Annotated in this window: 13 protein-coding genes; 4 read left to right on the forward strand and 9 right to left on the reverse strand. The window is 73.6% G+C overall.

The genetic code is table 11. The features are described from left to right. Positions 1-128: 128 nt before the first annotated feature. The 4 genes from M2302_RS07115 to aspS form a co-directional block, all read right to left on the reverse strand. Positions 129-1,553 carry an MFS transporter gene (locus M2302_RS07115; RefSeq protein ID WP_280837128.1) on the reverse strand — a complete coding sequence of 475 codons (1,425 nt, stop codon included), beginning with the start codon at positions 1,551-1,553 and terminating at the stop codon, positions 129-131. After that, positions 1,550-2,143 carry a helix-turn-helix domain-containing protein gene (locus tag M2302_RS07120; protein WP_280837129.1) on the reverse strand — a complete coding sequence of 198 codons (594 nt, stop codon included), beginning with the start codon at positions 2,141-2,143 and terminating at the stop codon, positions 1,550-1,552. Before M2302_RS07120 ends, M2302_RS07115 begins: the two co-directional genes overlap by 4 nt. An 84-nt stretch (positions 2,144-2,227) precedes the next feature. Then, positions 2,228-3,040: a sugar nucleotide-binding protein gene (locus tag M2302_RS07125; RefSeq protein ID WP_280837130.1), complete on the reverse strand. Its 813-nt coding sequence runs from the start codon at positions 3,038-3,040 to the stop codon at positions 2,228-2,230. Positions 3,041-3,152: 112 nt separating this feature from the next. Then, on the reverse strand, positions 3,153-4,958 hold the full coding sequence (gene aspS / locus M2302_RS07130; RefSeq protein ID WP_280837131.1) for an aspartate--tRNA ligase: 1,806 nt from the start codon (positions 4,956-4,958) through the stop codon (positions 3,153-3,155). Between the two features lie 138 nt (positions 4,959-5,096). Here aspS and M2302_RS07135 point away from each other — a divergent pair, with 138 nt between their 5' ends. Next, positions 5,097-5,711 carry a DUF998 domain-containing protein gene (locus M2302_RS07135; protein WP_280837132.1) on the forward strand — a complete coding sequence of 205 codons (615 nt, stop codon included), beginning with the start codon at positions 5,097-5,099 and terminating at the stop codon, positions 5,709-5,711. A 63-nt stretch (positions 5,712-5,774) separates the two neighbouring features. Here M2302_RS07135 and M2302_RS07140 read toward each other — a convergent pair whose 3' ends face one another. Beyond that, a complete protein-coding gene (locus M2302_RS07140; protein ID WP_280837133.1) occupies positions 5,775-6,833 on the reverse strand; it encodes a S1 family peptidase in 1,059 nt (352 codons plus the stop codon). A gap of 246 nt (positions 6,834-7,079) precedes the next feature. On the opposite strand from M2302_RS07140, the gene M2302_RS07145 reads away from it, so the two are divergent. After that, entirely contained in the window at positions 7,080-7,910 is an 831-nt protein-coding gene (locus tag M2302_RS07145) for an SGNH/GDSL hydrolase family protein (protein ID WP_280837134.1), read from the forward strand. 89 nt (positions 7,911-7,999) lie between these two features. On the opposite strand, the gene M2302_RS07150 is transcribed toward M2302_RS07145, so the two are convergent. Next, positions 8,000-8,476: a helix-turn-helix domain-containing protein gene (locus M2302_RS07150; protein WP_280837135.1), complete on the reverse strand. Its 477-nt coding sequence runs from the start codon at positions 8,474-8,476 to the stop codon at positions 8,000-8,002. Between the two features lie 56 nt (positions 8,477-8,532). Here M2302_RS07150 and M2302_RS07155 point away from each other — a divergent pair, with 56 nt between their 5' ends. After that, positions 8,533-9,048, forward strand: a complete 516-nt coding sequence (locus M2302_RS07155; protein WP_088962765.1) for a PaaI family thioesterase — start codon at positions 8,533-8,535, stop codon at positions 9,046-9,048. A 137-nt stretch (positions 9,049-9,185) separates the two neighbouring features. On the opposite strand, the gene M2302_RS07160 is transcribed toward M2302_RS07155, so the two are convergent. From M2302_RS07160 to M2302_RS07170, 3 genes are all read right to left on the reverse strand, one after another. Further along, positions 9,186-10,127 carry an acyl-ACP desaturase gene (locus M2302_RS07160; RefSeq protein ID WP_088962766.1) on the reverse strand — a complete coding sequence of 314 codons (942 nt, stop codon included), beginning with the start codon at positions 10,125-10,127 and terminating at the stop codon, positions 9,186-9,188. A gap of 69 nt (positions 10,128-10,196) precedes the next feature. Further along, positions 10,197-11,525: a histidine--tRNA ligase gene (gene hisS / locus M2302_RS07165; RefSeq protein WP_280837136.1), complete on the reverse strand. Its 1,329-nt coding sequence runs from the start codon at positions 11,523-11,525 to the stop codon at positions 10,197-10,199. 52 nt (positions 11,526-11,577) lie between these two features. After that, positions 11,578-12,297, reverse strand: a complete 720-nt coding sequence (locus tag M2302_RS07170) for an MBL fold metallo-hydrolase (RefSeq protein ID WP_280837137.1) — start codon at positions 12,295-12,297, stop codon at positions 11,578-11,580. 258 nt (positions 12,298-12,555) lie between these two features. Between M2302_RS07170 and M2302_RS07175 the strand changes: the two genes are divergently transcribed. Then, the gene (locus tag M2302_RS07175; protein ID WP_280837138.1) at positions 12,556-13,443 is read left to right on the forward strand and encodes a peptidylprolyl isomerase; all 888 of its coding nucleotides are present in this window, start codon (positions 12,556-12,558) and stop codon (positions 13,441-13,443) included.

Consider the following 13,443-nt stretch of genomic DNA (forward strand, 5'->3'; position numbering starts at 1 on the left):
GAGGCGCCCCCGGTCGGCACCGGAGGCGGCCGCTCCGGTCGGCCTGATACCTCAGAGGCATCAAGATGCCTCTGAGGTATCAGGCTCGGACGGAGGTCCGCCGCGACCGCGGCCGGCGCGGCGACCGGTCAGCGGACGGGCGCCACCTCCCCGCCCCCGGATCCGGCCGCCGGGACCGGCGCCCCACCGCCGGACGCCGGGCCGAAGTCGGCGGTCGGCCCGACCACACCGGGCTCGGCGGTGGGACCGACCGCGCTCGACCCGGCCGTCGACCCGACGACGTCCGGCCCGGCCGGGCCGGGGTCGGCCGCCGCGCCTGCCGTGCGCCCGGCACGCCAGGCCGGCAGGTAGAGCGGGGCGGCCACGGCCAGCACCACGCCGCCCACCACCATGGCCGTGGTGACGCTGCGGGTGTCGGCGAGGGCGGTGAGCAGCACCGCGCCGATGGCGAAGCCGGGCTGCCCGACCATCGAGTTCAGCGAGAGCACGCTGGTCCGGTACGGGCCGTCGACCTGCCGGTGCAGCAGGCCCGTGTGCAGCGGGTTCGAGGCGCCGTGCACGGTGTAGCAGGCCAGGTAGGCGACCAGCACACCGACCGGGCCGGCGAACAGCCCCATGCCGACGACGGTCACGCCCTGGACGATCCGCAGCAGCGCGGCGCTCGGCGCGGCGCCCAGCCAGCGCAGCAGCAGCGGGGTCAGCGCCGCGCCCGCCGCCGCGGCGAGCCACGCCGCCGAGCTGGCCGGCCCGAGCAGCGCCGCCGCCCGCTCGGGATTTCCGACCACCTCGGCGAGGCGGACCGGCAGCAGCGACTCGAACGTCACCATGCCGAAGCCCCAGAACAGCTCGACGGCGACCAGGGCGAGCAGCACCCGGGAGCGGCGCAGCAGGCCGAAGGCCTGGCCCACCATCCGGGGCGCCTCGACGACCGAGGCGCGCAGCGCGCCGGCCCCCTTGGCCGGGCCGGTCTCGACCAGCAGGAGCAGCAGGGCCACCAGGGCCGCCGCCTGGAGGGCGATGGCGAACAGGACCGGCACGGTGAGGGCGCTGACCGGCCCGACCGGGCCGAGGGCGATCAGGCCACCGCTGAGCAGCGCCCCGGCCGCGATGGTCACGCCGGAGACGGTGCCGGCGAAGCCGAGGCCGGCCTCGTACCCGGCCTTGGGGTCGGCGGCGAGGGTGGCGTCGACGTACCAGGACTCCAGGGGGCCGCTGTCGAGCGCCCGGTAGACGCCCTGCAGGGCCCAGACCAGGAAGAACAGCGCGAAGGAGTCGGCTACCGCGAAGAGCCCAAGCGAGACCAGGCTCAGCGTCCAGGCGGCGACCAGGACGGGCTTACGGCCGAGAGCGTCGGCCAGGCCGCCGGTGGGCAGCTCCAGCGCGAGCACCACCAGCCCCTGCGCGATGGAGACCAGGCCGATCTCGGACAGCGACAGGCCGCGCTCCTGCATCAGCAGGATCATCACCGGGATCATCAGACCGGTGGGCAGCCAGCGCAGGCCGTAGAGGGTGAGGTAGCGGAACCGGACCTGGCGTACGGACAGGATGCTCACCGCCGGCCCTCCAGCATCGGGTAGCCGGCGAGGAAGAGGTGCACCGGCTCGGCGCCCGGCGCGGCCGGGTCCGCCTCGTCGTGGTACCGCTGCATGACCTGCCACACCTCGGCCTTCAGCGCCTCCATCCGGTCCGGCGGGATGACCATGAAGATGTCACCCATGCCGAAGGCGTCCCGCCAGGCCGGCGACCACTCGTGCTCGACGGCCAGCCACTGCTCGGCCCGCTCGACCAGCAGGCGTACCTGGTCGCCGTGGATCCACTGGATGGCCGCCCGGGCGTCCGGGTCGTCGTCGAAGTCAGTCGGCTCCCAGCTGGTGACGTCGTGCGCGGCCTGCCACCAGCGCTGCCGCCCACTGCCCCGGTCGGGGTCCTCGGCGACCAGCCCGACCTCGGCGAGCTGGCGCAGGTGGTAGCTGGTCGCGCCGGTGTTGGTGTCGAGCAGCTCGGCCAGCGCCGTGGCGGTGGCGGGCCCCTTCGTGCGCAGCGCCCCGAGCAGTCGCATCCGCAGCGGGTGCGCCAGCACCCGGACCTGCCGATGGTCGAGCCGGACCTCACGCGGTGTCGCGGCGTTCTCGTCGTTCCCCATGACTGCACAATATCTGTGCACACTTTCTCTGCACAATAGTTATGCAGAGAAAGTGTGCGTGAGCGTGGCGGGAGCGGGTCGGGGTCAGGCCGCGAGGAGTTCGGTGACGCCGCGCAGCCGGGTCCGCAGCAGCGCGGCGGCGCGCGAGGAGTCCAGCCGTACGTCGGTGGGGCGGACCACCCCGGCGGCCGCGCCCGTGGTGGTCTTCATCCCGGCCGGGTCCAGCCCGTACCGGCGGGCCACCAGCAGCCCGAGCCCGGCCCGGCTGACCGCCTCCGGACCGGCGACGTTGAGCGGGCCGGCGTAGTCGCCGTCGACCAGTTCGAGGACGGCGTCGGCCAGGTCGGTGACGTCGACCGGGCAGCGCAGTTCGTCGGTGAAGAGGGTGGCCCGGCCGGCGAGCGCGTCCCGGCAGAGCTGGATCTGCTTGCTCCCCTCCCCCACGATCAGCGAGGTCCGCACCAGCACGGCGCTCGGGTCGATCGCCCGCACGGCGGTCTCCGCCGCCGCCTTCGCCGCTCCGTACGGGTAGATCGGGGTGGGCGGCTCGTCGTCCAGATAGGGCGTCGGGCGCCCGGTGTGCAGCGCGTCGCTGGACAGGTGCACCAGCCGCGCCCCCGCCTCGGCCGCCGCGTACGCGATGTGCGCCGCGCCGTCGGCGGTGACCGCCCAGTCGTCGTACCGGTAGGGGGTGCCGACCACGGCGGTCGGCCGGACCGCCGCGACCAGCCGGCGCACCGCCTCCCGGTCGGTCACGTCGAGCTGTCGGGTCGCCAGGCCGGGCAGCGCGACCGGGTTGCCGTGCCAGGTCCCCACCACCGGCCGGCCCGCCGCGACCGCGCGCCGGCAGATCTCCCCGCCCAGGAAGCCACCGGCTCCCACCACGAGCAGCGTCATCGCGTCCCCCCGTCTCCCCGGCCCCGCCGACCGTCGCCCGCTAGCGGCGGCGGCGAAACGACCGAGAGGTCCACGCCATCATGGCGCAGACCTCTCGGTGACGGGGGTCGGGTCAGACCGGGTCGGCCACCGGGGCGGCCGGGCCGGCGGTGCCGGCGTGCACGCCCGTCGGCGCCTTGGGCTTGGCGTCGATGCCGGCCTCGGTGCGCTGCTGGGCGGTGATCGGCGTCGGCGCGCCGGTCAGCGGGTCGAAGCCGCCCCGGGTCTTCGGGAAGGCGATGACCTCGCGGATGGAGTCCGCGCCGGCGAGCAGCATGCAGACCCGGTCCCAGCCGAACGCGATGCCGCCGTGCGGCGGGGCGCCGTACTTGAACGCCTCCAGCAGAAAGCCGAACTTGTCCTGCGCCTCCTCCGGGGTGATGCCGAGCAGGTCGAAGACCCGCTTCTGCACGTCGCCCCGGTGGATACGGATCGAGCCGCCACCGATCTCGTTGCCGTTGCAGACGATGTCGTACGCGTAGGCCAGCGCCCGGTCCGGCGCCTCCTCGAATCGGTCCACCCAGTCGGCGTTCGGCGAGGTGAACGGGTGGTGCACGGCCGTCCAGCCACCCTCGTCCGTCTTCTCGAACATCGGCGCGTCGACCACCCAGCAGAACGCCCAGGCGCTCTCGTCGATCAGGCCGGCCCGCTTGGCGATCTCGATCCGGGCCGCGCCGAGCAGCTCCTGCGCCTCGCGGGTGTTGGCGCTGGCGGCGAAGAAGACCGCGTCGCCCGGCTTGGCGCCGACCGCGTCGGCGAGGCCGCCCAGGTGCTCGGCGGAGAGGTTCTTCGCCACCGGGCCGCGCGCCTCGCCGGTCTCGGCGTCGAGCACCACGTACGCCAGGCCCCGCGCGCCGCGCGCCTTGGCCCAGTCCTGCCAGCCGTCCAGCTCCTTGCGGCTCTGCGCGGCGCCGCCCGGCATGACCACCGCGCCGACGTACCCGCCGGCGTCGATGGCACCGGCGAAGACCCGGAACTCGGTGCCGCGCAGGTAGTCGGTCAGCTCGGTCAGCTCGACGCCGTAGCGCAGGTCCGGCTTGTCGGAGCCGTACCGGGCCATCGCGTCGTGCCAGGTGATCCGGGGGATCGGCCGGGAGATCTCGTGCCCGGCCAGGTCCTTCCAGAGCGCCGACACGATCGCCTCGCCGAGGTCGATCACGTCGTCCTCGGTGACGAAGGACATCTCGATGTCGAGCTGGGTGAACTCCGGCTGCCGGTCGGCGCGGAAGTCCTCGTCGCGGTAGCAGCGGGCGATCTGGTAGTACCGCTCCATGCCGCCGACCATCAGCAGCTGCTTGAACAGCTGCGGCGACTGCGGCAGCGCGTACCAGCTGCCGGGCTGGAGCCGGACCGGCACCAGGAAGTCGCGGGCACCCTCGGGGGTGGACCGGGTCAGCGTGGGGGTCTCGATCTCCAGGAAGTCCCGCTCGTGCAGCACACCCCGGGCGAGCTGGTTGGCGCGCGAACGCAGCCGCATCGCGTTCGCCGGGCCGCTGCGCCGCAGGTCCAGGTAGCGGTACTTGAGCCGGATGTCGTCGCCGGCCTCGACCTGGTCGTCGACGGGCAGCGGCAGCGGGGCCGCCTCGGAGAGCACCTCCAGCTCCGCGGCGGTCACCTCGATCTCGCCGGTGGGCAGCTCCGGGTTCTCGTTGCCCTCGGGCCGGCGGGTCACCTCGCCGGTGACCCGGACGCAGAACTCGTTGCGCAGCGCGTGCGCGACCTCCTCGCGGAACACCACCTGGACCACGCCGGAGCTGTCGCGCAGGTCGACGAAGATGACACCGCCGTGGTCGCGCCGGCGGGCCACCCACCCGGCGAGCGTCACCGTGGTGCCGGCGTCCGTCGCGCGCAGGCTGCCGGCGTCATGGGTACGGATCACGACTTGCGTCTCCTCATCTGCGGTACACCTCTGCCCTCCGCATTCTGTCAGGCGGCCCAGTCCGCCGATGCCACCGGGCGCGGTTGCCACCACCGGCGGCACCGGCGGTCGCGGTGCCGCCCGCGTACGGTGTGCCGGGTGCGCGTCGTACCCGGTTGGGCCCTGCTCTCCTCCGCCGCCGCCCCGGTCCTGCTGGTCGGCGGCTGGACCCTGGCGGCGACGCGCCAGCCCGGCGGCTTCGACCAGGTCGCCGGCACCATCAGCGCGCTGGCGGCCCGGGACGCCACGGATCGCTGGATCATGACGGTCGGCCTGCTGGGGCTGGGGTTGTGCCACTGCCTGACCGCGGCCGGGCTGCGCCCGCTGCGGCCGGCCGGCCGGCTGCTGCTCGCCCTCGGCGGGCTCGCCACCCTCGCCGTGGCGGCCTTTCCGCTGCCGGCGCAGCAGGGATCGTCCACCCCGCACGGCCTCAGCGCCGCGGTGGCGTTCGGCGCGCTCGCGCTCTGGCCGGCCCTCGCCGCGCACCCGCGCCGGGCGCCCGTCGGCGCCACCGCCCTGACCGCCCGCCGGGGTACGGCCGCCGCGGCGCTGCTGCTGGCCCTGGTCGGCTGGTTCGTGGTGGAGCTGACCACCGGCGGCGCCCGGATCGGGCTGGCCGAGCGGGTGGCCGCCGGCGCGGAGGCGCTCTGCCCGCTGCTGGTGGTGCTGGCGCTCACCCGGCGGACGGCAGGTGGCGCACCCGCACCGCGCTGAGCCCGGCGGCCGGTACGCGAAGCGGGCCGCCGGTCGCCCGGCGGCCCGCTCACGAGGGGTCGATCAGTAGACGCTGACGCCGTAGCGGCTCAGCACCTCGGGGACCGGCTGGAAGAAGGTGGTGCCGCCGGAGGAGCAGTTGCCGCTGCCGCCGGAGGTGAGGCCCAGCGCGGTGCTGCCGGCGAAGAGCGAGCCGCCGCTGTCGCCCGGCTCGGCGCAGACGTTGGTACGGATCAGGCCGGAGACGCTGCCCTCGGCGTAGTTGACCGTGGCGTTGAGGGCGGTCACCGAGCCGCTGCGCAGGCCGGTGGTGCTGCCGCTGCGCCGGACGCTCTGGCCGACGAACGCGTTGCCGGCGGCGGTGATGTCCTGGTAGCTGCCGTTGTAGAGGTAGACGTTGCCCGGCTGGGTGGTGGTCTGGTTGCTGTAGCGCACGATGCCGTAGTCGTTGCCCGGGAAGCTGGTGCCGGACCGGCTGCCCAGCAGGCTGGTCTGCGCGGAGTTGCTGTACCAGCTCGACGAGATGTTGGTGCAGTGCCCGGCGGTGATGAAGTACTTCACGCCCGAGCTGTTGCGCACGTTGAAGCCGAGCGAGCAGCGTCCGCCGCCGCCGGCGTAGATCGCCTGGCCGCCGGAGATCCGCGTGCTCAGCACGCCGGCCTCGGCCTCGATCCGGACCGCGCCACCGGTGCGGGCGGCGGCGGCCTTGACCTTGTCCAGCTTGGCGCCGGTGACGGTGCTGTCAACCGAGACCACGACCTGGTTGGTGGCGGGGTCGGTCCACCAGGCGGTGCCGGGGATCTTCGCGGACCGCTCCAGTTCGGCGGTGGCGGCCTTCAGGGTGGCGGCGCCCCGGGTGACGAGCTTGGGGGTGGCGCCGGCGGCGCGGACCTGACGGGCGGCGGCGGCGTCGGTGACGGCGACGACCATGGTGCCGCTGGCGTCGGCGTACGTGCCGGCGGCGCGGTCGCCGAGGCGGTCGGCCAGACCGGCCGCGGCGTCGGGGGAGGCGGGCGAGGCGGGTGCCGCCTGGGCGGGGGCGCCGAGCAGCGCGCCGGTGACCAGGGTGCCGGCCATGGCGACGGCGGCGATGTGGCGGAGCGATGACCTCGTGGGTCGCATGTAACAACCTCCGGAAGAGGGTGACGGGTCGCGTCACGTCGACGCGCCCGGGGACAACCCGGCCGACCTGGGGAAACCGGCCGAGTGACTGAAGTATTCACATATTTAAGATCGTAAGCAAGACATGGCTTTGCCCGAATTCACCCCGCCGCCCCATGTAACCCTGAAGCAACATTGTGGACACAGAAAGTCGTCTATACGATCTGGCCACCGCAGCACGCCGGCACCCGTGATCCGGAGGCCATCATGACCCTCGCCCGACGCGCGCTGGCGGCTCTCGCCGGCGCCACCGCCCTCGTCCTGCTCGCCGCGACCCCCGCCGTCGCCGATCCCGGCCCGCCGCCCAGCGCGATGGCCAGCCTCGGCGACTCCATCACCCGCGGCTTCAACGCCTGCGGCTGGTACGTCGACTGCACCTCACGGTCGTTCAGCACCGGCGACAACTCCACGGTGAACAGTCACTACCTGCGTATCCGCGCGGTCAACCCGAACATCCAGGGCCGCAACCTCAACGACGCCCGCAGCGGCGCCAAGTCCGCCGACATGTACGGCCAGGCCGGCACCGCGGTCAGCCAGGGCGTCGGGTACGTCACGATGCTGATCGGCGCCAACGACGCCTGCACCAGCTCGGAGTCGACGATGACTCCGGTGGCCACCTACCGGGCGAACATCGACAGCGCGCTCGCCCGGCTCAAGGCGGGGCTGCCCAACGCCAGGGTCCTGGTGATCAGCATCCCGGACATCCAGCGGCTCTGGTCGGTCGGCAAGGGCAGCGGCAGCGCCCGGACCGCCTGGTCGGCCTTCGGCATCTGCCAGTCGATGCTGGCCAACCCGACCTCCACCGCACAGGCCGACGTCGACCGCCGGACCCGGGTCCGGCAGCGGGTGGTCGACTTCAACACCCAGCTCGCCCAGGCCTGCGCCGCGTACGGCCCGAACTGCGACTTCGACGACAACGCGGTGTTCAACTACCCGTTCGCGCTGAGCCAGGTCTCCACCTGGGACTACTTCCACCCCAACACCAGCGGCCAGGCGGTGCTTGCCAGCGTCTCGTACGCCAACGGCTTCGGCTGGTAGCACCGGTGTCCCGGCGCGCGGGCGGCCCGGCCGTCCGCGCGCCGAGACGCGCCCGACGCGGGCCCGACGGCACGCTACCCGGCGGCGGGTCAGTCGACGCGGCGGCGGGCGCCCGGACCCGGCCGGGGCAGCACATCGCGCGGGTCGACCACCTCGTGCCCCTCGGCGCAGTGCAGCTCGACCCGGACCTCCGCCCCGCAGTCGCGGTGCCCGACGCCGAGCGGAGGGCCCTCCGGGTCGGCCAGGTAACGGTCCCCCCAGCCGAGCACCGCCACCAGCACCGGCCACAGGTCGAGGCCCTTCTCGGTCAGCCGGTACTCGTGGCGCAGCCGGCTGCCCGGCTCCCGGTACGGCTCGCGACGCAGCACACCCTGCTCGACCAGGGTGGCCAGCCGGGTGGTCAGCACCTGCCGGGGGATGCCGGTACGGACCCGCATGTCGTCGAAGCGGCGGACGCCGTTGAAGACCTCGCGGAGCACCACCAGGGTCCACCGTTCGCCAAGGACAGCCATCGCCCGGGCGATGGTGCAGTTCTCCACCGACCAGTCCAGTGCCGCGGGTCTCATGTCCACCAGGCTAGGTCTGATTGACAGACTCAGCAACGCGCTGCCAGGCTGAGTCCATGACTCAGACGCAGGACCCGGCGCGCAGCCGTACCTTCTCCTGGTCCGACCCGGTGGCCGGCGCCGCGCACGTGGGCCGCCGCAGCGGCCTGGAGCTGCTCCGCGCGATGATCGCCGGCGAGCTCGCCGCGCCGCCGATCATGCACCTGATCGACATGGCCCGGATGGAGGCCGACGAGGGTCGGGTCGCGGTCGAGCTGGTCCCGCAGGAGTTCCACTACAACCCGCTCGGCACCGTGCACGGCGGGGTCATCTCCACCCTGCTGGACACCGCCGCCGCGTGCGCCGTGCACACCACGCTGCCCGCCGGCGTCGGCTACACCTCGCTGGACCTGAACGTGAAGTTCCTGCGCCCGGTGACCGTCGCCAGCGGCATGCTGCGGTGCGAGGGCACCGTCCTGCAACGGGGCCGGCGCACCGCCCTGGCCGAGGCCCGCCTGACCGACGCCCAGGGCCGCCTCATCGCCCACGCCACGTCGAGCTGCCTGCTCTTCCCCCTGGACACCCCCGCCTGACCCACCCCTCCCCACGCCCCCGCCCCGCGCCGGGCGTGCTCTTTCCGAGAAAGCGTGGCTATGGCGCGCGGAATGGCCACTCTTTCTCTGAAAGAGCGGCCATCCCCGCGACGGGGTGGGGTGGGGATTCGGGGGCGTCAGGCGCGGGTGGCGAGGCGGGCCTCGCGGGCGGCGCGCTTCTCCTCGAAGCGGGACGCGGCCCGCTCCAGGTCGTCGAGGTGGCCGGCGATCTGGTCGCGGGCGGCCTCGCCGTCGGCGTCCAGGCCGGTGACGTTGAAGACGTCCCACTGCCGCAGCACCGGCTGCACCACGTCGTCGCGGTGCTGGCGCAGGTCGTAGATCCCGGCCAGGGCGATCGCCACCGACTTGCGGGCGAAGCCCTCGATGCCGACGCCGGGCATCTGGAAGTCGGCCACCACGTCGGCGACCGCGCGCATCGCCTGGCTGGGGGCCAGCTCGAAGGCCGCGCCGAGCAGGTTGCGGTAGAAGACCATGTGCAGGTTCTCGTCGGCGGCCACCCGGGCCAGCAACGCCTCGCAGGCCGGGTCGCCGGTGACCCGGCCGGTGTTGCGGTGCGAGATGCGGGTGGCCAGCTCCTGGAACGACACGTACGCCAGCGAGTGCAGCACCTCGTCGCCGTGCACGTTCTCGTAGCCGGCCGACATGTGCGTCATCCGGGCCCGTTCCAGGGCGACCGGGTCCACCGCCCGGGTCACCGTCAGGTAGTCCCGGATGGCGGTGCCGTGCCGACCCTCCTCGGCGGTCCACCGGTGCACCCAGGTGCCCCAGGCCCCGTCCCGGCCGAAGAGGCTGGCGATCTCGTGGTGGTACGAGGGCAGGTTGTCCTCGGTCAGCAGGTTGACGATCAGCGCGGTGCGGGCCACGTCGGGAATCGTCGAGTCCGACTCCGACCATGGCTCGCCGCCGAGCGGCCCGTCGAACGTGCGTCCCTCGCTCCACGGGACGTACTCGTGCGGGAACCACTCCTTGGCGATCGACAGGTGGCGGTCGAGGTTCTTCTCCACCACGGCTTCGAGTTCGAGGAGCAGGGCGGTCTGACTCAGCGGGGCGGTGCTCATGCGGATCTCCCTACGGTGGCGTAACTTACGCTACCGTAGGGCCCCGCGAGCCTACGCGCGAGTAGTACCTCAGCTGACCAGCGGTTTGAGGTCCTCCCGGGGCGGCGTCCACTCCCCCGCCGCGGCGGCGATCTGCTCGCCGGACCGGATGTCCTTCACCTCGTCCGCCGCCCCCTCCGCGCCCGGGAACCAGACGTACGGGATGCCGCGCCGCTCGGCGTACCGGATCTGCTTGCCGAACTTCGCCGCGCTCGGCGACACCTCGGTCGGCACCCCGCGGGAGCGCAGCGCCTCGGCGACCCGGTTGCTGGCCGGCCGCGCGTCCTCGCTGGTGACCGCGACCAGGACGCAGGTCGGCACGGCCCGGGAGACCGAGAGCACGTCGGCGCCGAAGAGCAGCCCGAGCAGCCGGGTCACCCCGATCGAGATGCCCACCCCGGGGAACCGGACGGCCCCGGAGCTGGCCAGGTTGTCGTAGCGACCGCCGGAGCAGATCGAACCGAACCGCTCGTAGCCGATCATCTGCGTCTCGTAGACGGTGCCGGTGTAGTAGTCGAGGCCGCGGGCGATGCGCAGGTCGGCCACGCAGAGCCCCGGCGAGTGCGCGGCGGCGGTCTCCACCACCGCGACCAGCTCCTCGATCCCCTCGTCGAGCAGCGGGTCGCTCACCCCGAGGGCGCGCACCGCGTCGGCGAACGAGGCGTCCGGCGCGGAGATCTCGGCCAGCGCCAGGCACGCCTTGGCCTGCGCCTCGCTCGCCCCGGCCGTCTCGGCCAGCAGCTCGGCGACCCGGGCCGGCCCGATCTTGTCGAGCTTGTCGACCGCGCGCAGCGCCGCCTCCGGGTCGGTCAGCCCGACACCCCGGTAGAAGCCCTCGCAGATCTTGCGGTTGTTGACCTGGATGCGCACCGGCGGGATCGGCAGCGAGCGCAGCGCGTCGCCGATGACCAGCGGCATCTCCGCCTCGTAGTGCGCGGGCAGGGTGTCCCGGTCGACGATGTCGATGTCGGCCTGGAGGAACTCGCGGTAGCGCCCCTCCTGCGGGCGCTCACCCCGCCACACCTTCTGGATCTGGTAGCGGCGGAACGGGAACTGCAGCTTGCCGGCGTTCTCCAGCACGTACCGGGCGAACGGCACGGTCAGGTCGAAGTGCAGGCCGAGCGCGTCGTCGCCGGCCGGGCCTTCGGTGTCGGCCTGCAACCGGCGCAGCACGTAGACCTCCTTCGAGGTCTCCCCCTTGCGCAACAGCTGGTCCAGCGGCTCGACCGAGCGGGTCTCCAGCGGCGCGAAGCCGTACAGCTCGAAGGTGGCGCGGATCCGGTCGAGCACGAACTGCTCGATCATCCGCTGGCCGGGCGTCCACTCCGGGAAGCCGGAGATGGGCGTGGGCTTGCTCATGGCGTACTCCTTGCGTCCCGCGCGCAGCGGCGCGGGGAGGTCGTGGGCGCGGCTACAGGCCGCGGGCGGGCGCGGCCGGGCGCGCGGCACCGTCCCCCGCCACCTCGGCGAGGTACGGGTTGGTCGCGCGCTCGCGGCCGATGGTGGTCGCGGGGCCGTGGCCGGGCAGGACGACCGTGTCGTCCGCCAGCGGAAGGACCTTCTCCCGCAGGCTGGTCAGCATCCGGGGCATGCTGCCGCCCGGCAGGTCGGTGCGGCCGATCGAGCCGGCGAAGAGCACGTCACCGGAGAGGCAGATCTGCTCGGCCTCCCAGGGCGAGCCGGCGCCGGGCAGCCGGAACAGCACCGACCCGCCGGTATGGCCGGGGGCGTGGTCGACGGTGATCTCCAACCCGGCCAGCGCCAGCGTCGCGCCGTCGGTCAGCTCGGCCACGTCGTCCGGCTCGGTGTACGGCAGCCGGCCGCCGAAGAGCTGGGCGAGGTCCGCGGAGAGCCCCTTGGCCGGGTCAGCGAGCAGCTCCCGGTCGTCCGGGTGGACGTACGCGGGGATGCCGCGCGCGCCGCAGACCGGCGCCACCGAGAAGGTGTGGTCGAGGTGGCCGTGGGTGAGCAGCACCGCGGCCGGGTGCAGGCGGTGTTCGGCGAGCACGGCGTCGAGCCGGTCGAGCACCCCGATGCCGGGGTCGACCACCACGCACTGCTCCCCCGGAGCGGTCGCCACCACGTAGCAGTTGGTGCCGAAGGCGTCCGCGGGAAAGCCGGCCACGAGCACGTCCGCTCCCCTTCCGTCGGTACGTCGTTCCCTCCGCAGCCTAGCCGCCGCGGCGAACGGATATCCGTGACCCACCCGTCCCGCACACCCCGTCCGGCACAGTGACGCACTCCGATAAACCCAGCCCCGACCTCGTACACCACATTCCCAGCGGCTACCCGTACACTCTGGCGGGCGTGTGGCGTGGCGCACCTGCTTCACGGGGACGCGAGCGGCCCGACCGCCGGTGACGACCAGGGCAGAGGAAGGGGAGCACGAGTGGCTTCCAGCAGGGACCGGCAGCGCAAGCTGGCACGGGAGAAGCTCGACCGGCAGCTGGCCCGGCGGGCCGCCGCGACCCGGCGGCGCCGGCAGATCCAGGCCGGCGTGGGCGTCGCGGTCGTGCTGGCGCTGATCGTGGTCGGCTCCGCCTGGGCGCTGGGCGCCTTCGACCGCGACCCGAAGCAGCAGGCCGCCCAGGACGTCTGCCTCTGGACGCCGCAGGACGCCGCCGCGAACACCAACCTCAAGGACGTCGGCACCCCGGCCACCAGCGGCCTGCCCACCTCGGGCAGCCGGCCGATGACGATCAACACCAACCAGGGCGGCCCGATCACGGCCGAGCTCGACCTCGCCGGCGCGCCGTGCGCCGGGGCGAGCATCGCCCACCTGGCGACCCGGTCGTTCTACGACAACACCACGTGCCACGAGATCACCAGCGAGGGGGCGCTGCGCTGCGGCGACCCCAGCGGCACCGGCCTGGGCGGCCCGACGTACTCGTTCTACGACGAGAACGTCCCCACCGTGCCCGAGGCGAGCCCCTCGGCCAGCCCGGCCCCCGGCGAGCCGCCGGCGTACCCGAAGGGCACGATCGCCATGATCGGGAACCCGCCGGGCAACAACGGCAGCCAGTTCCTCGTCTTCTTCAAGGACTTCAACCCGGCCAAGCCGACCTACCCGGTCATCGGCCGGGTCACCGGCGGACTCGACGTGATCGAGAAGATCGGCGCCCTGCCGACCGTGGACAATGGGACCGGGGCCAAGGTCAAGCCGAAGACCGACGTGCTGCTCCAGAAGCTCACCGTCGGCGAGCCGAGCACGGCGGCGGCCCCGGCCCCGACGAGCCCGGCTTCCGGCGCCCCGTCGGCCAGCCCCAGCGCCGGCTGA

This window comes from Micromonospora sp. A200 (genome assembly GCF_029893845.1).
Taxonomy (GTDB): Bacteria; Actinomycetota; Actinomycetes; order Mycobacteriales; family Micromonosporaceae; genus Micromonospora; species Micromonospora purpureochromogenes.

Bases quoted from the DNA above. Each gene is read 5' to 3' on its own strand.
- M2302_RS07125 (WP_280837130.1), bottom strand. From the start codon at position 3,040: ATGACGCTGCTCGTGGTGGGAGCCGGTGGCTTCCTGGGCGGGGAGATC.
- M2302_RS07160 (WP_088962766.1), bottom strand. From the start codon at position 10,127: ATGAGCACCGCCCCGCTGAGTCAGACCGCCCTGCTCCTCGAACTCGAA.
- M2302_RS07150 (WP_280837135.1), bottom strand. From the start codon at position 8,476: ATGAGACCCGCGGCACTGGACTGGTCGGTGGAGAACTGCACCATCGCC.
- M2302_RS07155 (WP_088962765.1), top strand. From the start codon at position 8,533: ATGACTCAGACGCAGGACCCGGCGCGCAGCCGTACCTTCTCCTGGTCC.
- M2302_RS07120 (WP_280837129.1), bottom strand. From the start codon at position 2,143: ATGGGGAACGACGAGAACGCCGCGACACCGCGTGAGGTCCGGCTCGAC.
- hisS (WP_280837136.1), bottom strand. From the start codon at position 11,525: ATGAGCAAGCCCACGCCCATCTCCGGCTTCCCGGAGTGGACGCCCGGC.
- M2302_RS07145 (WP_280837134.1), top strand. From the start codon at position 7,080: ATGACCCTCGCCCGACGCGCGCTGGCGGCTCTCGCCGGCGCCACCGCC.
- M2302_RS07140 (WP_280837133.1), bottom strand. From the start codon at position 6,833: ATGCGACCCACGAGGTCATCGCTCCGCCACATCGCCGCCGTCGCCATG.